This is a genomic window from Amycolatopsis sp. NBC_00438 (assembly GCF_036026695.1).
Taxonomy (GTDB): Bacteria; Actinomycetota; Actinomycetes; order Mycobacteriales; family Pseudonocardiaceae; genus Amycolatopsis.
The window spans coordinates 957,807-976,548 of the sequence record NZ_CP107923.1 but is presented as its reverse complement, the minus strand read 5'-3'; the positions used below and the strand labels follow the sequence as shown (position 1 = coordinate 976,548).

At 70.7% G+C, this 18,742-nt stretch carries 19 protein-coding genes; 11 read left to right on the top strand and 8 right to left on the bottom strand.

The window, feature by feature from the left end; all coding sequences use genetic code 11:
- Nucleotides 1-31: 31 nt before the first annotated feature.
- The 4 genes from OG494_RS04700 to infC all read right to left on the bottom strand — a co-directional run bounded on the left by OG494_RS04700 (nt 32) and on the right by infC (nt 2,166).
- Entirely contained in the window at nt 32-820 is a 789-nt protein-coding gene (locus OG494_RS04700) for a TrmH family RNA methyltransferase (RefSeq protein WP_328452282.1), read from the bottom strand.
- 23 nt (nt 821-843) lie between these two features.
- Nucleotides 844-1,218 (bottom strand): 50S ribosomal protein L20, encoded by a 375-nt coding sequence (rplT, locus tag OG494_RS04695; protein WP_247054033.1) that lies wholly within the window; start codon nt 1,216-1,218, stop codon nt 844-846.
- Nucleotides 1,219-1,280: 62 nt separating this feature from the next.
- Nucleotides 1,281-1,475, bottom strand: coding sequence for a 50S ribosomal protein L35 (gene rpmI / locus OG494_RS04690; protein WP_247054035.1), 195 nt, complete (start codon nt 1,473-1,475; stop codon nt 1,281-1,283).
- Between the two features lie 70 nt (nt 1,476-1,545).
- Nucleotides 1,546-2,166 carry a translation initiation factor IF-3 gene (gene infC / locus OG494_RS04685; protein WP_247064421.1) on the bottom strand — a complete coding sequence of 207 codons (621 nt, stop codon included), beginning with the start codon at nt 2,164-2,166 and terminating at the stop codon, nt 1,546-1,548.
- Between the two features lie 204 nt (nt 2,167-2,370).
- Here infC and OG494_RS04680 point away from each other — a divergent pair, with 204 nt between their 5' ends.
- The 3 genes from OG494_RS04680 to OG494_RS04670 all read left to right on the top strand — a co-directional run bounded on the left by OG494_RS04680 (nt 2,371) and on the right by OG494_RS04670 (nt 4,619).
- Nucleotides 2,371-2,730 (top strand): DUF1844 domain-containing protein, encoded by a 360-nt coding sequence (locus OG494_RS04680; RefSeq protein WP_328452279.1) that lies wholly within the window; start codon nt 2,371-2,373, stop codon nt 2,728-2,730.
- A 258-nt stretch (nt 2,731-2,988) separates the two neighbouring features.
- A complete protein-coding gene (locus OG494_RS04675; RefSeq protein WP_442874380.1) occupies nt 2,989-3,624 on the top strand; it encodes a GntR family transcriptional regulator in 636 nt (211 codons plus the stop codon).
- On the top strand, nt 3,621-4,619 hold the full coding sequence (locus OG494_RS04670; protein WP_328452275.1) for a 1-aminocyclopropane-1-carboxylate deaminase: 999 nt from the start codon (nt 3,621-3,623) through the stop codon (nt 4,617-4,619). The genes OG494_RS04675 and OG494_RS04670 overlap by 4 nt, the downstream gene beginning before the upstream one ends.
- Before the next feature lie 36 nt (nt 4,620-4,655).
- Here OG494_RS04670 and OG494_RS04665 read toward each other — a convergent pair whose 3' ends face one another.
- Genes OG494_RS04665 through OG494_RS04655 form a run of 3 tightly spaced genes read right to left on the bottom strand, consistent with a single transcriptional unit; the run spans nt 4,656 to nt 6,768 of the window.
- Nucleotides 4,656-5,039, bottom strand: a complete 384-nt coding sequence (locus tag OG494_RS04665; protein WP_323337905.1) for a RidA family protein — start codon at nt 5,037-5,039, stop codon at nt 4,656-4,658.
- On the bottom strand, nt 5,039-5,797 hold the full coding sequence (locus tag OG494_RS04660) for an IclR family transcriptional regulator (RefSeq protein ID WP_328452273.1): 759 nt from the start codon (nt 5,795-5,797) through the stop codon (nt 5,039-5,041). Before OG494_RS04660 ends, OG494_RS04665 begins: the two co-directional genes overlap by 1 nt.
- Entirely contained in the window at nt 5,794-6,768 is a 975-nt protein-coding gene (locus tag OG494_RS04655; RefSeq protein ID WP_328452272.1) for a sugar kinase, read from the bottom strand. Before OG494_RS04655 ends, OG494_RS04660 begins: the two co-directional genes overlap by 4 nt.
- Nucleotides 6,769-6,881: 113 nt before the next feature.
- On the opposite strand from OG494_RS04655, the gene OG494_RS04650 reads away from it, so the two are divergent.
- From OG494_RS04650 to OG494_RS04615, 8 genes are all read left to right on the top strand, one after another.
- A complete protein-coding gene (locus OG494_RS04650) occupies nt 6,882-8,189 on the top strand; it encodes an amino acid deaminase (protein ID WP_328452270.1) in 1,308 nt (435 codons plus the stop codon).
- Entirely contained in the window at nt 8,189-9,784 is a 1,596-nt protein-coding gene (locus OG494_RS04645) for an N-acyl-D-amino-acid deacylase family protein (protein ID WP_328452268.1), read from the top strand. Before OG494_RS04650 ends, OG494_RS04645 begins: the two co-directional genes overlap by 1 nt.
- The gene (locus tag OG494_RS04640; protein WP_328452266.1) at nt 9,781-11,169 is read left to right on the top strand and encodes a GntP family permease; all 1,389 of its coding nucleotides are present in this window, start codon (nt 9,781-9,783) and stop codon (nt 11,167-11,169) included. The genes OG494_RS04645 and OG494_RS04640 overlap by 4 nt, the downstream gene beginning before the upstream one ends.
- Nucleotides 11,170-11,247: 78 nt before the next feature.
- A complete protein-coding gene (locus tag OG494_RS04635) occupies nt 11,248-12,375 on the top strand; it encodes a lactonase family protein (RefSeq protein WP_328452264.1) in 1,128 nt (375 codons plus the stop codon).
- Nucleotides 12,376-12,450: 75 nt separating this feature from the next.
- The gene (locus OG494_RS04630; RefSeq protein ID WP_328452262.1) at nt 12,451-13,734 is read left to right on the top strand and encodes an extracellular solute-binding protein; all 1,284 of its coding nucleotides are present in this window, start codon (nt 12,451-12,453) and stop codon (nt 13,732-13,734) included.
- Complete coding sequence (locus tag OG494_RS04625; protein ID WP_328452260.1) at nt 13,734-14,678, top strand: carbohydrate ABC transporter permease; 945 nt, start codon at nt 13,734-13,736, stop codon at nt 14,676-14,678. Before OG494_RS04630 ends, OG494_RS04625 begins: the two co-directional genes overlap by 1 nt.
- Entirely contained in the window at nt 14,669-15,535 is an 867-nt protein-coding gene (locus OG494_RS04620; protein WP_328452258.1) for a carbohydrate ABC transporter permease, read from the top strand. The genes OG494_RS04625 and OG494_RS04620 overlap by 10 nt, the downstream gene beginning before the upstream one ends.
- 1 nt (nt 15,536) lies before the next feature.
- Nucleotides 15,537-16,907 (top strand): beta-N-acetylhexosaminidase, encoded by a 1,371-nt coding sequence (locus tag OG494_RS04615; RefSeq protein WP_328452256.1) that lies wholly within the window; start codon nt 15,537-15,539, stop codon nt 16,905-16,907.
- Here the strand turns inward: OG494_RS04615 and OG494_RS04610 are convergent, their stop codons facing one another.
- Entirely contained in the window at nt 16,908-18,656 is a 1,749-nt protein-coding gene (locus OG494_RS04610) for a M64 family metallopeptidase (RefSeq protein ID WP_328452254.1), read from the bottom strand. It abuts the gene before it with no gap.
- Nucleotides 18,657-18,742: the final 86 nt, after the last annotated feature.

The following is an 18,742-nucleotide window of genomic DNA, read 5'->3' as shown; positions in this document are numbered from 1 at the left end:
GCTGGCTGGGACGAGGATGCCGGCCCTCGGCTCAGCGGTGGGCCGCCATCGCGCTCGTGTACACGCAGACCGCGGCCGCCGTGGCCAGGTTGAGGCTCTCCGCTTTGCCGTACAGCGGGATGCGGACCGCCAGGTCCGCCTCGGCCAGGACCGCTTCCGAGAGGCCGTGGGCCTCGTTGCCGAACACCCAGGCCGTCGGCTCGGTCAAGTCCACCCGATCGAGTTCGGCGTCGGCGTAGCCGTGGGCCGCGAACGTGCGCAGGCCCGCCGCCGAACACGCCTTCAGCGCGGCCGACACGTCCCGGACCCGGGTGATCGGGAGGTGGAACAGGCTGCCCGCGGCCGCTCGGACGCACTTGCCGTTGTGGGGGTCGACCGTGTCGCCCGCCAGGACGACCGCGTCGGCGCCCGCCGCGTCCGCCACGCGGATCACCGTGCCCGCGTTGCCCGGGTCGGCGACGTCCACCAGCACCACCACCAGGCGGGCTGCCGGGGTCACGGCCGTCTCGAGTGGACGGTCGAGGAGCGCGCAGACCGCCACGATGCCTTGGGGTGTCACGGTTTCGGACAGGCCGTCAGCGGCGCGGTCGGTGATCGGCGAGACCGGGACGCCGGCCGCGCGGGCGGCGTCGACCAGGTTCGCGTGCTGGGCGGCCGCGCGAGGCGTCACGAACAGCTCGTGCACCGTTCCGTTCGCCAGGGCGGCTTCGACCGCGTTGGCGCCCTCGGCCAGGAACCGGCCGGTCTTGTCCCGGTCCGCGCGCCGGGTCAGCTTGCGCGCAGCAACGACCCGGGGGGTCCGTTCGGTGAACGGATCCACCCCGGGTCGGGGAAAGCTGCCGGTCAGGCCGACTTCGCTTCGGTGTTCACGTTGGCCTTGGCGAGCTCGGCCAGCGCGGTGAAGGCGACGGCGTCGTTGACGGCGAGGTCCGCGAGGATCTTGCGGTCGACCTCGACACCCGCGGCCTTGATGCCCTGGATGAACCGGTTGTAGGTCACACCGTTCTCGCGGGCGGCCGCGTTGATGCGGGTGACCCACAGGCGACGGAAGTCACCCTTGCGGGCACGACGGTCCCGGTAGGCGTAGTTCAGCGAGTGAAGCGTCTGCTCCTTGGCCTTGCGGTACAGCCGCGAACGCTGGCCGCGGTAGCCGCTGGCCAGTTCGAGAGTTGCGCGACGCTTCTTCTGGGCGTTGACCGCCCGCTTGACGCGTGCCACGGGTCCATCCTGTCGATCTCAGGGGGCGACGGGGCGCCCCGGGTGGTTAGAGCAAGTTCGGGTCAGCGGCCGAGGAGGCGCTTGACGCGACCGGTGTCGGGCTTGGCGATCTCGGTGGTGCCCTCGAGCCGGCGCGTGAGGCGGTTGGACTTCTTCTCCATCAGGTGCCGACGGCCGGCCTTCTGACGACGCAGCTTGCCCGTGCCCGTGACGCGGACGCGCTTGGACGTCCCGCTGTGGGTCTTCATCTTCGGCATTTCGAGTCCTCTTTCGTGCGGCGGCTCACCGGATACTCCGGTGAGCCGCTGACATGTGCTGGTCGGCGCCTTACGCCTCGGGGACCGATTCGGGAACCGGCTCGACCTTGGCCTTCGGCTTCACGTTCTTGTGCGGGGCCAGCACCATGATCATGTTGCGACCGTCCTGCTTGGCCGACGACTCGACGAAGCCGAGCTCCGTGACGTCTTCGGCGAGCTTCTGCAGCAGCCGGTAGCCGAGCTCCGGCCGGGACTGCTCGCGGCCGCGGAACATGATCGTGACCTTGACCTTGTTGCCCGCCGCCAGGAAGCGCGACACGTGACCCTTCTTGGTCTCGTAGTCGTGCTGGTCGATCTTGGGGCGCAGCTTCTGTTCCTTGATGACGGTCAGCTGCTGGTTGCGACGCGACTCGCGGGCCTTCTGCGCGCTCTCGTACTTGAACTTGCCGAAGTCCATGAGCTTGCACACGGGCGGGCGGGCCTGCGGCGCGACCTCGACGAGGTCGAGATCGTTCTCTTGCGCCAGGCGCAGCGCATCTTCGATCCGGACGATGCCGACCTGTTCACCGGCGGGTCCGACGAGTCGGACCTCCGGCACCCGGATTCGGTCGTTGATGCGTGTCTCGGAGCTGATGGGGCCTCCTTGGTCCGAGGAATGTTTCCTGTTCTCGTTTCGACCTGGTGCCCACATAGCGAAGGCCCCGACACCGATGCGGTGTGCGGGGCCCACTCTGTTTCCGATCGCATCCGGCCGCTAAGCCGGGTACTTCACCCTGGACTTGCAGTCCGGGCGAGACCGGACCCGGACACCTGAGCGGTGACGCGGGTGGGAGCGGGGCTCCACTTGCCGCCCCCGATCACTCGGGAGCTGGTCGCAGGTGGAAGAGTACCAGACGTGTCTGATCAACCCTCCGAACAGCCCCCCTATTCCCCCGAAGCGCGCCACCTCGAGGACATCCCCAGCGTGGAGGTGATCAGCCGCGCGGCCGTCATGCTGCTGTCGGCCGGCGCCGAACGCCTCGGTCTCGCCGACGCCGACCCGGCGACGTCCCCGCACCGCGACCTCGACGAGGCGCGCCGCCTGATCACCGCGCTGGCCGGCCTCATCACGGCGTCCGCCGAGTACCTCGGCCTGCACGCGGGCCCGTTGCGCGACGGCCTGCAGTCCCTCCAGAAGGCCTTCCGCGAAGCCTCGGCCGTGCCCGACGCCCCCGGTCAGGGCCCCGGCGAAAAGTACACCGGCCCCGTCTACTGACACAGATCCCCGGGCGGGCCCCGCCCAACCCAGCCCCCGCCCTCTCCGGGGGGCGTCCCCAGTCCAGTTTACCGGGGGCGCCCGACGGGACCCGGAAAAGGCGGTGGCCCGGGCTCGGTTGTCCACATCACGGCGTGCCTGTGGACGGCTTCGGCTCGGCGCCGGTGACGAAGACGATCTCGGCGCCCACCGCATGGACACACTCGACTCGGCCGAAGTTCTTGCCGGGCGAGCCTCGTGACATCTAACATGTTAGATGTGAGTCTCTCGAAGGTCACTCGCCCACTGCTGCGCGACGAGGCGTACGACCGCATCCGCCACGCGATCGTCGACGGTTCGCTGCCGCCCGGCGCCCCGCTCCGGGACGCCGATCTCGCCGAGCAGCTCGGCCTGTCGAAGGCCCCCATCCGCCAGGCCCTGCTGCGGCTGGCCGACGACGGTCTCGTCGACTCCAAGCCGCAGAGTTACACGCGCGTCTCCGAGGTGATGTCCCCCGACGTCACCGACGCTCGCGAGATCGTCCGGCTGCTGCACGAGTTCGCCGTCCGCCAGGCCGTGCCTAAGGTCCGGCGGGAAGACGTCGCCGCGATGCGCGCGGCCAACGACCGCTTCGCCGCGGCGATCGAGGCCGGCGACATCGCGGCGGCCGTCCGAGCGGACGACGAGCTGCACGACGTCCCGGTCCGGCTGGCCGGGAACGCGGCCGTGGCCGCCACCCTCGACCGCTACACACCGCTGCTGCGCCGTCTCGAACACGCGCGGTTCAGCTCGGCGCTCGCCTGGAACTCGGTGGACCGCCACACGCGGCTCATCGACGCCCTCGAGAAGCGCGACACCGACACGGCGGTCTCCGTGATCTCGACCATCTGGACCGACCTGCTGGAGGACCGATGACCCTCGCCGACTTCCCGCGTTTCCCGCTGCTCTTCGGCCCGTCGCCGGTGCACCCCCTGGAACGGCTCACCGGCCACCTCGGCGGCGCGAAGGTCTGGGCCAAGCGCGAAGACGTCAACTCCGGGCTCGCCTACGGCGGCAACAAGACCCGCAAGCTGGAGTACCTCGTCGCGGACGCTCTGAAAGAAGGCGCCGACACGCTCGTCTCGATCGGCGGTGTCCAGTCCAACCACACCCGGCAGGTCGCGGCCGCCGCGGCGCGCGCCGGGCTGAAGGCCGTGCTGGTGCAGGAAAGCTGGGTCGACTGGCACGACCCGCTCTACGACAAGGTCGGCAACATCCAGCTCTCGCGGCTCCTCGGCGCGGACGTCCGGCTGGTCGACGCCGGCTTCGGCATCGGGTTCAAGCAGGCGTGGGAGGACGCCGTCGCGGAGATCGAGGCCGGCGGTGGGAAGCCGTACGCGATCCCGGCCGGTGCGTCGGACCACCGCCTCGGCGGGCTCGGTTTCGCGAACTGGATCGTCGAGCTCGAAGCGCAGGAAGAAGAACTGGGCGTCTTCTTCGACACCGTGATCGTCTGCTCGGTCACCGGCAGCACCCAGGGCGGGATGGTCGCCGGGGCCGCGCTGAGCGGCAAACCACGGCGCATCCTGGGCATCGACGCCTCCGCCAAGCCGGACGAGACCCGCGAACAGGTCACGCGCATCGCGCGGAACACCGCGGAGCTGATCGGCGCCGGCGAGATCGCGGACGTCGAGCTGGACGACCGGTACCACGCCGGGATCTACGGCATCCCCGACCAGTCCACTGTGGACGCGATCGAGACCTGCGCCCGGCTGGAGGGGATGATCACCGACCCGGTCTACGAAGGAAAATCCATGGCGGGACTCCTCGACCTGGTCGGCCGGGGTGAAATCGGAAGTGGCTCGAACGTGCTCTACGCCCACCTCGGCGGGCAGCCCGCGATCAACGGCTACACGAGCGTCCTGGGCTGATCCCCCGGGGCCGGGAAGCCGGCCCCGGGGAAGACCTCAGTCCAGCACGCAGAGCACGTCGATCTCGACGAGCAGCTCGCCCGGGAGGCCGACGTACACCGTCGTGCGGGCGGCGTGCGGGCCCTCGCCGATGAGCTCGTTGTAGACCTCGTTGAACGGCGCGAAGTGCGCGGTGTCGGTGAGGTAGACGCGCACCATGATCGCGTCGGCGAGGCTCGAGCCCGCTTCCTTGAGCACGGCTTCGATGTTCTTGAACGTCTGCCGGGTCTGGCCCGCGACGTCGTCGCCGACGATCTCGTTCGTGGCCGGGTCGAAGGCCACCTGGCCCGCGACCTGCAGCAGGTTTCCCTTGCGGACGGCCTGCGAGAACTTCGCCGGCGGCTTCGGCGCGTTCTCGGTGGAAACTGCCGTCTTGCTCATCAGTGCCCCTTTCCGTTCCCCGTCCATCCACTGTGGACGGAAGCTTCGTCGGTCGCGGCCCGCAGGTCCGGGACCAGCGCGAGCAGGCCTTCGTAGTCGAGCAGCACCTTCGGCACCGACATCGACGCGGCGGCCAGGACTTCGCCGTCCGCGCCGCGCACCGGCGCCGCGACGCAGTGGATGAAGTCCTCGTGCTCGGCGTTGTCGACGGCGTACCCGAGCTGCGCGACCCGGTCCAGCTCGGCGAGGTAGTCCTCCGGCGTGGTGATCGTGTTGGGTGTCAGCACCGGGTACTCCATGGACCGCGCGATCTCCTCGCGTTTCGCGGAAGGCATCGCGGCGACCAGGACCTTGCCCACGGCGGTGCAGTGCAGCGGCGCGCGCTTGCCGACGCGCGAGTACATCCGCACCGAGTGGCGGCCCTCGTACTTGTCGATGTAGACGACTTCGCCGTCGTCGTAGCTGGCCAGGTGCACGGTGTGCCCGGTGCGGGCGTTGAGCGCGGCGAGCGCGGGCTGGGCGCTGCGCCGGACGTCGATCGAGTCGAGGGCCTGGTTGGCGAGGTCGAACATCGCGCTGCCGAGCCGGTAGTACCGGGTGCCCTCGCGGCGGACGAAGTGGTGCTGTTCGAGGGTGCGCAGCAGGCGCAGCACCGTCGACTTGTGGACGCCGATCTCCTCGGCGAGGTCGTCGAGGGTGCGCGCGTCCTTCGCGATCGAGTTCAGCAACGTCAGCGCCCGGTCCAAGCTTTGACTCACGTGCGCACCACACCCTCTCCGGTCAGCCGCGCCGAACTCCACTCGTCCGGGTCCGCGTGCAGCAGGGTATCCACGACCGTGTGCGGCAGCGGTACGCCGACGTCGTCGTGGGTGAGCAGGGTTGCGGCGGCCTGGAGGTGGCCCCGGCGCAGCCGTTCCAGTGGCGAAGCGCCGCGCAGGGTCGCGGCCAGGAAGCCCGCGGCGAACGCGTCGCCGGCGCCGACCGGTTCGACGACGTCGACGCGCAACGCTGGCGCGAACAGCGGCTCGCCTTCGACCAGGGTCGCGCCGCGTTCGCCGTGCTTGACGACCAGCGTGCGCGGGCCCGGCAGGAGGGCCCGCAGCGAAACCGGGTCGCCGGTCCCCCACACGTGCTGGGCCTCGTCGTCGCCGGTGAGGACGATGTCGGCCTGCCCGGCCAGGTCCGCGAGCAGGCGGGGGTCGCGTCCGGCCCACAAGGCGGGCCGCAGGTTGACGTCGAAGGAGACGAGCCGGTCGCCGCGGGGCGCGTCCAGCAGCGCGCGCACCAGCGCGAGGCAGCTGTCGGACAGCGCCGGGGTGATGCCGGACAGGTGCAGCACGCGGACGCCGTCGAGATCGAGCCGATCCAGCAGCGAGGGGCCCATCCCGGACGCCGCCGAGCCGGCGCGGTAGTAGCGGACGGGGCTGCCGCCGGCGCCGCTTTCCTTGATGTAGAGCCCGGTCGGGCGCACCGGGTCGACGGAACACGCGCTGACGTCGACGCCGGCCGAGGCGATCTCGCGGAGCATCGCGCGACCGAACGGGTCGTCGCCGACCGCGCTCACCCAGCCGCTCGGGACACCGAGCGCGGGCAGGTGGCAGGCCACGTTCGACTCGGCGCCGCCGATGGTGCGAGTCCACTGGCGCACCTCGTCCGGCGGGCCGGGTTCGGCGGGCACGAACAGCGCCATCGTCTCGCCGACGCAGAGGACTTCGGGCCCGCTTGTCACTTTCCGTCTCCCCTGTCGTTCACCCCGTTGACCTGTGGCGACCCGGATGCTACACCTATGGCACTCAAAATGCGCAACAGTCGTTGCAACATACGCAACCGAGGTCGCCGCCGATGAACACACCCGCCCCCTGCTCGATCGACACCGCCGCGCTCGACGCCCTCCACCAGGAGCGCGTCGACTGGCGGTTCCGCTCGGCCGCGCCCGCGCTGAGCGGGCTCACGCTGAGCGAGGCCGCGGAGCGGCGGCTCAACCTGTTCACCGACGGGTTCTTCGGGCCCTTCGTGGTGCTCGACGACGAAGCCCTCGAACACAACCTGCGGACGATGGCCGCCTGGTGCGCCGCCCGCGGCGTCGTGCTCGCCCCGCACGGCAAGACGACGATGGCCCCGCAGCTGTTCGCCCGCCAGATCGAGCACGGCGCGTGGGGCTTCACCTGCGCCAACGCCGGGCAGCTGCGGATCTACCGCGCGTTCGGCGTCTCGCGGATCCTGCTGGCCAACCAGCTTCTCGACCCGAGCGGCCTGCGCTGGCTGGCGGCCGAACTGGCCGCCGATCCCTCGTTCGAATTCATCTGCTGGGTCGACTCCGTCCGCGGCGTGGAGCTGATGACCGAGGCTCTCGAAGGCACCGGGCGGCCGGTGGACGTCCTCCTCGAGCTGGGCGCCGACGGCGGCCGCACCGGCGTCCGCGACACCGCGACCGCGCTGGCCGTCGCGGAAGCGGTGCACGCCAGCCCGGCGCTGCGGCTGCGCGGCACCGGCGGTTACGAGGGCGCGCTCTCGCACGGCACCGACGACGCCGCGCTCACCAAGATCAGCTCCTATGTGGAGGGTCTGCGTGACCTCGCGATCACTTTCGCGGACAAGGGACTCCTCGAAGGCCAGATCATCGTCACCGCCGGCGGCAGTGCGTATTTCGACCAGGTGGCGAACGAACTCACCAAGCCGTGGCCGGACGGCCTCGACGTGCTCCCGGTGCTGCGCAGCGGCGCCTACATCACCCACGACGACGGCTTCTACCGCGAGATCTCCCCGCTCGGCGAGCACCCGCGCATCGACGACGTCGAGTCGTTCCGCCCGGCCCTGCGGGCGTGGGCCCAGGTGACGTCCAAGCCGTCGGACACCCTCGCGCTGCTGACCATCGGCAAGCGGGACGCCTCGTTCGACGAAGGCATGCCGGAGCCGCAGCTGCGCCGCACCCCGCGCGGCCCCGCGGAACCTCTCGAAAACCACGTCATCACGAAGATGAACGACCAGCACACCTTCCTCACGCTGCCCGCCGGGTCGCCGGTCGAGGTCGGCGACTGGATCGGGCTCGGCCTCTCGCATCCGTGCACGGTCTTCGACAAGTGGCCGCTCCTGCCGGTGACGGCGGCCGACGGCGAAACCGTCGTCGACCTCGTCCGGACGTGGTTCTGATGGACGTCGTCTTCCGCGGCGCACTGGTCGCCGACGGTACCGGGGACGCGCTCACGCGCCACGACGTCGGCATCACCGGCGACCGGATCGCGAGCGTCGCGGAAGCCGGTTCGCTGGCCGGGAACCGGAACATCGACGCCGACGGCCTGGTGCTCGCGCCCGGGTTCATCGACATGCATTCGCACTCCGACCTGCAGCTGCTGGCCAACCCGGACCACCCGGCCAAGATCACCCAGGGTGTCACCACCGAGGTGCTGGGCCAGGACGGGCTGTCCTACGCCCCGGTCGACGACGTCGTCCTCGCGGCGCTGCGCCAGCAGCTCGCGGGCTGGAACGACGACCCGGCGGGCTTCGACTGGAACTGGCGCTCGGTCGGCGAGTACCTCGACCGCCTGGACCAGGGCGTCGCCGTCAACGCCGCCTACCTCGTGCCGCAGGGCACCGTGCGGATGCTCGCCGTCGGCTGGGACGACCGCCCGGCCACCGACGCCGAGCTGACCCGGATGAAGGAGCTGGTCGCGACCGGCCTGGCCGAGGGCGCGATGGGGATGTCGTCGGGCCTCACCTACACCCCGGGGATGTACGCCGACACGGGCGAACTGGTCGAGCTGTGCCGCGTGGTCGGCGAAGGCGGCGGTTTCTACAGCCCGCACCACCGCAGCTACGGCAAGGGCGCGCTGGAGGCGTTCGCCGAGATGATCGACGTCTCCCGGCGGTCGGGCTGCCCGCTGCACCTGGCCCACGCGACGATGAACTTCTCGGTGAACAAGGGCAAAGCGCCCGACCTGCTCGAGCTGCTGGACGACGCCCTCGACGACGGCTGCGACGTCACCCTCGACACCTACCCGTACCTGCCGGGCGCGACCTACCTGTCCGCGCTGCTGCCGAGCTGGGCCACCGAAGGCGGGCTCGACGCCACCCTGGCCCGGTTGTCCGACGCGGACACCCGCGAGCGGATCCGGGCCGAGATCGAGGAGTCCGGTTCGGACGGCGCGCACGGCGTCCCGATCGACTGGGACGCCATCGAGATCAACGGCGTCCGCAACGACCACAACGCCCACCTGGTGGGGCACAGTGTCGCCGGTTCGGCGCGCGCCGCGGGCCGCGAACCGGCGGCACTGTACTTCGACACGCTGCTCGACGAGCGCCTCGGCACGTCCTGCCTGATGCACGTCGGGCACGAGGAGAACGTCCAGGCGATCATGCGCCACCGGACGCACACCGGCGGCAGCGACGGCCTGCTCGTCGGCGCCCGCCCGCACCCGCGGGCCTGGGGCACGTTCCCCCGTTACCTGGCCCGGTACGTCCGCGAACTGGGCGTGCTGGACCTCGCCGAGTGCGTCGCCCACCTCACCGGGCGGGCCGCGCGCCGGCTGCGGCTGACCGACCGCGGGCTCGTCCGCGCCGGGTACGCCGCCGATCTCGTCCTGTTCGACCCGGAGTCGGTCACCGACACCGCCACCTTCGACGACCCGCGGCAGGCCGCCGCGGGTTTCACGCACGTGTTCGTCAACGGCGTCGCCGCCCTCGACGACGGCCGTCCCACCGGCGCCCTCGCCGGTGCGTCCCTGCGCAATCCCGGGAGAACCCGATGATCCACTGGCTGCAACACACCACGGGCGGGCTCCTCACCCTCGCCGCCGTCTCGATCGCCCTGCTGTTGCTGTTGATCATCAAGGTCAAGGTCGAGCCGTTCATCGCCCTGATCGTGGTCAGCCTGCTCACCGCGCTCGCCGCCGGCCTGCCGGTCGGCACCCTCGTCGGCACCGCCCAGAAGACGTCGGACTCCTTGCTGGAAAAGGGGTTCGGCAGCATCCTCGGGCACATCACCGCGATCATCGGGCTCGGCACGCTGCTCGGGTCGATCCTGGAGAAGTCCGGCGGCGCCCGCGTGCTGACGTCGTCGCTGCTGCGGGCGTTCGGCGAGAAGCGCGCCCCGCTGGCGATGGGCGTGTCGGGCCTGATCTTCGGCATCCCGGTGTTCTTCGACATCGGCATCTTCGTGCTCGCGCCGCTGGTCTACGCCGCCGCCAAGCAGGGCGGCCGCTCGCTGGTGCTCTACGCCCTGCCGCTGCTGGCGGGCCTGTCGATCACGCACGCGTTCCTGCCGCCGCACCCCGGGCCGGTCGCGGCCGCCGGGCTGCTGCACGTCGACCTCGGCTGGATCATCCTGATGGGTGCCATCTGCGGCATCCCGGCGTGGTTCGTCGGCGGCATCCTGTACTCGACGTGGATCGGCAAGAAGATCGACATCAAGATCCCCGAGGAGTTCGCGGACCTGGGCGGCGCCGACGACGAGGACGGGAACCCGCCGTCGCTCGGCCTGGTCGGCGGCATCATCGCGGTGCCGCTGGTGCTGATCCTGGCCGGCACGTTCGGCAGCATCTGGCTGCCCAAGGGCTCGACGCTGGCCGGGGTCGCCGCGTTCATCGGGACGCCCGCGGTCGCGCTGACCATCGCGGTGCTCCTGGCGTCGTGGCTGCTCGGGCACCGGCGCGGGATCAACGGCAAGCAGCTCGGCGAGCTGTCCGCCGCGGCGCTGCGGCCGGTCGCGATGATCCTGCTGGTCGTCGGCGCGGGCGCGTTCTTCGGCGCGGTGCTCTCGGCCACCGGCATCGGTACCGCCGTCGCCAAGTCGCTGGGGGACGCCGGGCTGCCGGTGATCCTCGCCTCGTACGTGATCAGCTGCGGCATGCGGATCGCCCAGGGATCCGCGACGGTGGCCATCGTGACCACGAGCGGCATCGTCGCGCCGACCGTCGCCGAGCTGCACTACTCCCAAGCGCAGCTGGCGCTCATCGTCGTGGCCATCTCGGCCGGGTCGATCATCGCCTCGCACGTCAACGACGGCGGGTTCTGGATCGTCTCGCGCTACTTCGGGATGACCGTCCCGGAGACGCTGAAGACGTGGACCGCGCTGGAAACCGTGCTTTCGGTGTCGGGCTTCGCGGTCGCCGCACTGGCCATGCTCGTGGTCTAGACCACAAGCGATTTTCGACTACACTGGACCGATACGCCGCCACGTTCGCCGTCACCGATACCCTTGGGAGACACCACGATGGCCGAGCTTTCCCGTCGCACGTTCCTCGGCGCGGCCGGTGCCGCCGGCGCCGCCACCGTCCTCGGCGCGCAGTTCGCGTCCGCCGCCGCGCAGGTCTGCACCGCTGGAGCCACGGTGTACGTCGGCAGTTACACCACCGGAGCGGACGGCCACGGCCTGGACGTCACGAGCCGTTCCGGCGCCGCGCTGACCCGGGTCCGCACGGTGCCGGGGATCAGCGACACGTCCTGGTTCGGCCGCGGCGCCGACGGCAAGACGCTGTACGTCACCAACGAAGGTGACCCGAACGGCTTCGTCTCGGCGCTGGACATCACCGACGTCACGAACCCGAAGCCGCTCAACAAGGTCTCGTCGAAGGGCAGCGCGCCGACGCACCTGAGCGTGCACTCGAGCGGGAAGTTCGTGCTGGCGGCCAACTACGGCACCGGCAGCGTCGTGGTGCTGCCGATCCTGGCCGGCGGGAAACTCGGCACCGCCACGGATCTGGCCCAGCACCGGGGAACCGACCGCGCGCCGAACGCGCACCAGGTCGTCAACGACCCGAGCGGCCGCTGGGTCCTCTCGGTCGACCTCGGCGCGGACTCGGTGTACGTCTACACGCTCGACGTCGCCACCGGGAAGCTTTCGCAGCACCAGCAGCTGAAGCTGCCCACCGGCGCCGGGCCGCGGCACCTCGTGTTCGACCCCACCGGGAAGTTCGCCTACATCGTGCAGGAGCTGCGTCCCGAGATCACGGTGGCGAGCTGGGACGCCGCGGCAGGCACGCTGAAGGCCCTGTCGGTCGTCCCGGCGGTGCCCGCGGGCAGCACCGGCGACCTGTACCCCGGCGAGATCGCCGTGTCGCGCGACGGGAAGTTCGTCTACGCCACCGTCCGCGGGCCCAACACCCTGGCCACGTTCGCCGTCTCCGGCGGCGGCGCCACGCTCAAGCTGGTGTCCACTGTGTCCAGTGGCGGCAACTGGCCGCGGCACGTGTCCCTCGACCCGGCCGAAGCCTGGTTCTACGTCGCGAACCAGCGCTCCGGCACCGTCACCTGGCTGCCTCGCGACCCTGCCACCGGCCTGCCCGGCGCCGTCGCCGGAAGCCTGGCCGTCGGCAGCGTCAACTCCACCTACTTCGTCTGAGCACCAGCCTCGTGAGTGGTTAGGGCGGTTCTAACCGCCCTAACCACTCACGAGCGCACCCCACTGGAGGGACCCATGAGACTGCGCCGCACCCTGCCCGTCGTCGCCGGCCTCGCGTTGCTGGCCGGCTGCGCCCCCACCCAGTCCGCGCCCGCGAGCAACGGCGGGGACGACAAGACCGGCACCGTCCGCGTCTGGCTGTTCGACGAAGCCAACCGCGCGCCGAAGGAGGCGGCGGTCAAGGACGCGATCACCGAGTTCAAGGCCGCGCACCAGGGCGTCGAGGTCGACGTCCAGTGGGTGCCGGTCGAAGGCCGCGCCGACAAGTTCTCCGGCGCCTTCACCGATCCGGCGAGCGCCCCGGACGCCGCCGAGTTCGGCAACACGGACGTCTCCAGCTACGCCGCCACCGGCGCGCTCGCCGACCTGACCGGCGACCTCGCGTCGTGGAGCGAGGGCAAGGACCTCATCCCGACCGTCGTCGACACGGCGAAGTCCGGCGGCAAGACCTACGGCCTGCCCTGGTACACCGGCATCCGCGCGTTGTACTACCGCACCGACGTCTTCACCGAGCTGGGCCTCACGCCGCCGACGACGCTCTCCGAGCTGACCGACGACGCCCGCAGGATCCGCGCCGCGAAGCCCGATCTCTACGGCATCTCCGTCGGCGGCAAGTACACCTACGCGATGCTGCCGTTCCTCTGGGCCAACGGCGGCGAGCTGGCGCAGGAGAGCGACGGCAAGTGGAAGTCGGCGGTGACCGGTGAGCAGGCCAGGGCCGGCCTCACGCAGTACGCGAACCTGCTCAAGGACGACATCTGCCCGCCCGCGCAGTGCGCGAACCTGACCGGCACGCAGAGCGTCACGGCGTTCGCCGGCGGCAAGGCCGGGATGACGATCGGCGGCGACTTCAACCGCAAGGCCGTCGACCAGGGCGCGGTCAAGGGCAAGTACGCGGTCGTGCCGATCCCGGGCACCACGGCGGGCAGCGTCGCCCCGGCGTTCGCCGGCGGCAACCTGCTGGGCGTCTTCAACGCCAGCAAGCACCGCGGCCTGGCGCTGGAGTTCATCGAGCTGCTCGGCGGCGCGAAGTACCAGGAGAAGATGTACACCGCGATGGGCAACCTGCCGACGCTGAGCACCGTCCAGCAGAAGATCGCCGCGAACGACCCGTTCCTCAAGCCGTTCGTCGACACCCTCAAGGCGGGCACGAAGTTCGTCCCGGCGACGCCGGCGTGGTCCAAGATCGACAGCCAGAACGTGCTGCCGACCGCCGTGCAGCAGGTCGCCACCGGCGGCAAGGATCCGGCCGCCGCGCTGAGCGACGCCGCCGCCGCGATGGACAAGGCCTTCGGGTAGTGGTGGCACAGCAAGTCCGTCCCGTCGCGACGCGCGTCAAGGCGCCGCGACGGCGGCGGGACGGCCGGGCCGCGATCCTGTACCTGCTGCCCGCGGGGATCCTGCTCGCCGCGCTGCTCGCGTACCCGATCTACGAGCTGGTCCTGATCTCGTTCTACGACTACGGCCAGCCACAGGCCGCGGGCAACGCGCCGCTGGTGTACCTAGGTTTCGCGAACTACGCCGACCTGCTCTCGCAGGTGCAGTTCTGGACGGTGCTCGGCAACACGATCGGGTTCGCCGCGGCCTGCGTGCTCGGCGGCCTGCTGGTCGGCACCGGGCTCGCGGTCCTCGCGAGCCGGGTGCGCTCGCTCCCCCGGACGCTGCTGTTCCTCGCCGCGCTCGGCGCGTGGTCGACCCCGGCGATCGCCGGCTCCTACGTCTGGCTGTTCCTCTTCGACACCGACTTCGGCCTGGTCAACGAGGTGCTCTCGGGCATCGGGCTGCCCTTCGAGCACCACTCCTGGACGTTCGGCACGCTCGGCGCGTTCGGCCTGGTCGCCGCCGAGGTGATCTGGTGCTCGTTCCCGTTCGTCATGGTGACGATGTACGCCGGGATCAAGGGCATCCCGGACGAGGTGCTCGAAGCCGCGTCGCTCGACGGCGCGTCGGCGTGGCGCTCGACGTGGACGATCGTGCTGCCGATGGTGCGGCCGCTGCTGATGATCGCCACCGTCCAGTCGATCATCTGGGACTTCAAGGTGTTCACCCAGATCTACGTGATGACCAACGGCGGCGGGGTCGCCGGGCGCAACCTGGTCCTCAACGTCTACGCCTACCAGCAGGCCTTCGCCGGTCAGGAATACGGCCTGGGCTCGGCGATCGGAGTCGTCATGACGCTGTTGCTGCTGTCGGTCACCGGGCTCTACGTCCGCTCGCAGCGCCGGAGCGCGGCATGGCTGTGATCCCGCGACGCCGCGTTCGCCGTCCCGGCCGGCTGATCGCCGAGATCGTCACGGTCGTGATCGCCGGGATCGTCGCGTTCCCGCTGTACTGGATGCTGCTCTCGGCGTTCAAGCCACCGGGCGAGATCCAGTCGGCGAACCCGAAGCCGTGGACGTTCAGCCCGTCGTTCGACAACTTCCAGCGGGTGCTCACGGTGTCCGGCTTCGGGCGGTTCTTCCTGAACAGCCTGGTGGTGGCGCTGGTCGTCGTGGTGCTGTCGCTGCTGCTGTCGTTCCTTTCGGCGGTCGCGCTGACGCGGTTCTCGTTCAAGGGCCGGACCGTGCTGCTGGTGATGATCCTGGTGGCGCAGATGGTGCCGGTGGAGGCGCTGACCATCCCCTTGTTCTTCCTGATGCGCCAGATCGGCGGCGTGGCACCGGCGTTCGGGCTGAACGAGCTGGGTTCGCTGGTACTGGTGCACCTGGCGTTCAGCCTGCCGTTCGCGATCTGGATGCTGCGCGGGTTCGTCGCGGCGGTACCGGTGGAGCTCGAAGAGGCGGCGAAGATCGACGGCGCGTCGCGGATGCGGTTCACCTGGCAGATCTTGTTCCCACTGGTCGCGCCCGGTCTGGTGGCGGTGAGCGTGCTGGCGTTCATCCACGCGTGGAACGACTTCCTGTTCGCCAAGACGTTCATCATCTCCAAGACCGAGAACCAGACGCTGCCGCAGGCGATCCTGGTGTTCTTCAAGCCGGAGGACACCGACTGGGGCGCGGTGATGGCGTCGTCCACCCTGATGACCATCCCGGTGCTGGTGTTCTTCGTCCTCGTCCAACGACGGCTGGTGTCCGGCATGGCCGGCGCCGTGAAGGGCTGACATGTCTTTCGACGCACTGCTCCCCCGCCCGGTTTCGGTGACGCCCGCGGCGGGTTCGTGCCCGTGGCCGTCCTCTGTGGACGTTCGTGCCGGAGACCTGCCCGCGGAGGGCTACCGGTTGGAGATCTCGCCGTCCGGGGTCGTGTTGTCGTGTGCCGACGCCGCCGGGGAGTTCTACGGGCGGCAGACGTTGCGGCAGCTCGCCGGACCTGACGCGTTCCGCGCGGCTTCGCTCGGCGGGTCCCTCTCGATCCCGTGTGGGGTCATCGAGGACCAGCCGCGGTTCGGCTGGCGCGGCTGCCTGCTCGACGTCGCCCGGCACTTCCGGACCAAGGCCGAGGTGCTGCGGTTCGTCGATCTGCTGGCGGCGCACAAGCTGAACGTGCTGAACCTGCACCTGACCGACGACCAGGGCTGGCGCTTCGAGGTTCCGGCGTTTCCCCGGTTGACGTCGGTGGGCGGCTGGCGGCCGTCGTCGATGGCCGGCAGCGGGGGCGCGCAGGACGGCCGTCCGCACGGCGGCTTCTACACGGGCGACGACCTGCGCGAAATCGTGGCTTACGCGTCCGAGCGCGCGATCACGGTGGTGCCGGAGATCGACATCCCGGGCCACGCGCGCGCGGCGCTGGCGGCCTACCCTTCACTGGGCACTGAGGAGTCCTACGAGATCTGGACCGCCTGGGGCATCAGCACTTCGCTGCTTTCGCCGACGAAGTCCACATTGGACTTCTTCCGCCGGGTGTTCGACCATCTGCTGGAGATCTTCCCGTCGCGGGTGATCGCCCTGGGCGGCGACGAGACGCCGGGAGCGACCGGCGAGCACCGCGAGTTCGTCCGGCTGCTGGCCGAGCACCTGGTGTCCCGCGGCCGGACGCCGATGGGCTGGGACGAGGTCCTCGACATCGGCGGCCTGCCCCCGATGGTGATCGGCTCCTGGCAGAACGAGACCGCCGGCCAGCAGGCCGCCGCGGCCGGGCACGACGTCGTGATGTGCCCCGAGCAGCACGTGTACCTGGACCACCGCCAGTCGCCGCACCCGGACGAGCCGATCCCGGTCGGCGTGGTGCACACCCTGGAGGACGTCTACGCGTACGAGCCGGCGTTGACCGGTCCGCGGCTGCGGGGTGTGCAGGCCCAGGTGTGGAGCGAGCACTTGGACAGCGTGCGGCGGGTGGACTACATGGCTTTCCCGCGGCTGTCGGCTTTTGCGGAGGTGGCGTGGAGCAGCGGCCCCCGGGACTACGCCGAGTTCCTGCCTCGGCTGCGGGACCACCACCTGCCGCGGCTGGACGCGCTCGGCGTCGAGTACCGGCCGTTGGACGGGCCACTGCCGTGGCAGACACGGCCGGGGGTGCCGGGCCGGCCGCGCTGATCACGGCAGCAGCGTCACCGTCACCGAGCGGGTCGGGCCCACGTTGCCCGCCGCGTCGATCGAGCGGTACTCGATGCGGTGGTGGCCGTAACCCGGCGTGCGGGACGAGAACGGCGAGACCGTCAGGCCGCCCGGGCCGAGGTTGCCGTACGCCAGGCCGTCGATCTCCGTGCCGCGCGGGGTGAACAGGTACGGCGCGTTCGGGTCCGTCGGCCAGCCGAAGTACTTGTGCCAGCCGTCGCCGTCCACGCAGAACTCCGGCATTCCGTCGGACGATGTCAGGCGCATCGTGAACGAACCGTGGTACTCGCGCCCGGGCGGCAGCTCGGCCGTCGTCGTCGGGCCGGACGCGTCCACCGCCCAGGTCAGCGTCGTGCCGCCGGTGGTCGCCGTGAGGGTGTGCGCGCCGGATTCCGAGTGCAGCGCGAAGTCCGGGCCGCTGCCGGCCGGGCGGCCGTCGAGCCTCCACGACACCGGCGGGATCGAGCCGGTCGGCTCCCCCGTCTCGACGTAGACGACGTCGTGCCCCCCGACCGGCAGCGAGGTCGGCGTCGACCCCACGACCGCGGGGCCGTGGGAAGGCGCGGTGGTCACCGACGTGTCGACCGTCCACGTGCGGGTCGCCGTGGGCCGGGCCGCCGGGTCGCGGACGAACGGCGTCGGGTCGGTCACCTTCGCCGTCAGCGTGTGCCGTCCCGGCGCTACGTGGGCCTGCCGCAGGTCGAGCGCGTCGGAACCGCGCACCGGACGGCCGTCGAGGGTCCAGGTGACGTCGAGGCGGTGGTCGACCGGGTGCATCGTGCGGACCCACACGACGCGGTCGGCGCCGATCGTGCCCGCCGGGGTCCCGTCGCCGAGCAGCGGCACCTTCGCGGAGATCCGCTGGGTCATCCGTTCGCGGCCGACCTGGTCGTAGGCGTAACCGAGGGTCTTCATCATCGAGTGCGCGCTGGGCCGCCAGACGCCGGTCTGCGTGTAGAGCCCGCCTTCGTAACGCCCGATCGTGCCGCCGGACGCGCTGGGTTCGCCGAGCCACCGGTACCACTTCGCGTGCTGCTCGCGCATCTGCCGCTCGGTCAGCGTGGTGTGGTGGATCGACGCGGGCTCGCCGCCTTCGTACGCCCCGCCCGGAACATTGCGCGCGTAGTAGTCGTACTCGTCGTCCAGGCCGCCGAGCGAGTGGCCGAGTTCGTGCGGGGAGATCAGCGCCGACAGCGCGTTCCCGCCGGACGCCGTCGCGTACGTGCCACCCGCGCCGCCGTAGGTTTCGCTGTTGCCCAGCGCGAGGATCTGCCGGTTGGCCTTGGTCGTGCCGGGCACGAGGTCGGCGTACCGCTGGGCGGCCGCGTCGTCGACGGTCAGCAGCCGCTGCACGCTCCCGGCGTCACAACCGCCCCAGAACCCCATGTTCAGCGGCGTGTTCCGCTGCGGCGCGTCCAGCCCCGGGTCACAGTCCACACCGGACTCGGGCGAGGCGATCGACACGGCGTAGACGTTGAAGTAGCTGCGGTAGGACTTGAACGGCTCGAGCGACCAGAGCGTGTTCATGTGCCGCGCGACGTCGGCGTGGAACTTCGGCTGCTCGGCGGCCGTGTAACCGTCGCCGAGGACGACGAGGTTGAACCGCTGCGCGACCGGCCCGGTCACCTGGACGTCGGTGACGGTGCCCGCGGGTTCGTCGGCGCGCGCCGGGGTGGCGACCCCCACCAGCAGCAGCACCACCGCGACGAGACCGGCCCAGTTCCGCATGCGGTTTTCCCCTTCATCGGCAGGTTCCCGTTGTACCGCAATGCTTTCCCCGCCGGAACCCCCGGAAGTCGGACAGCGTTGTAGGG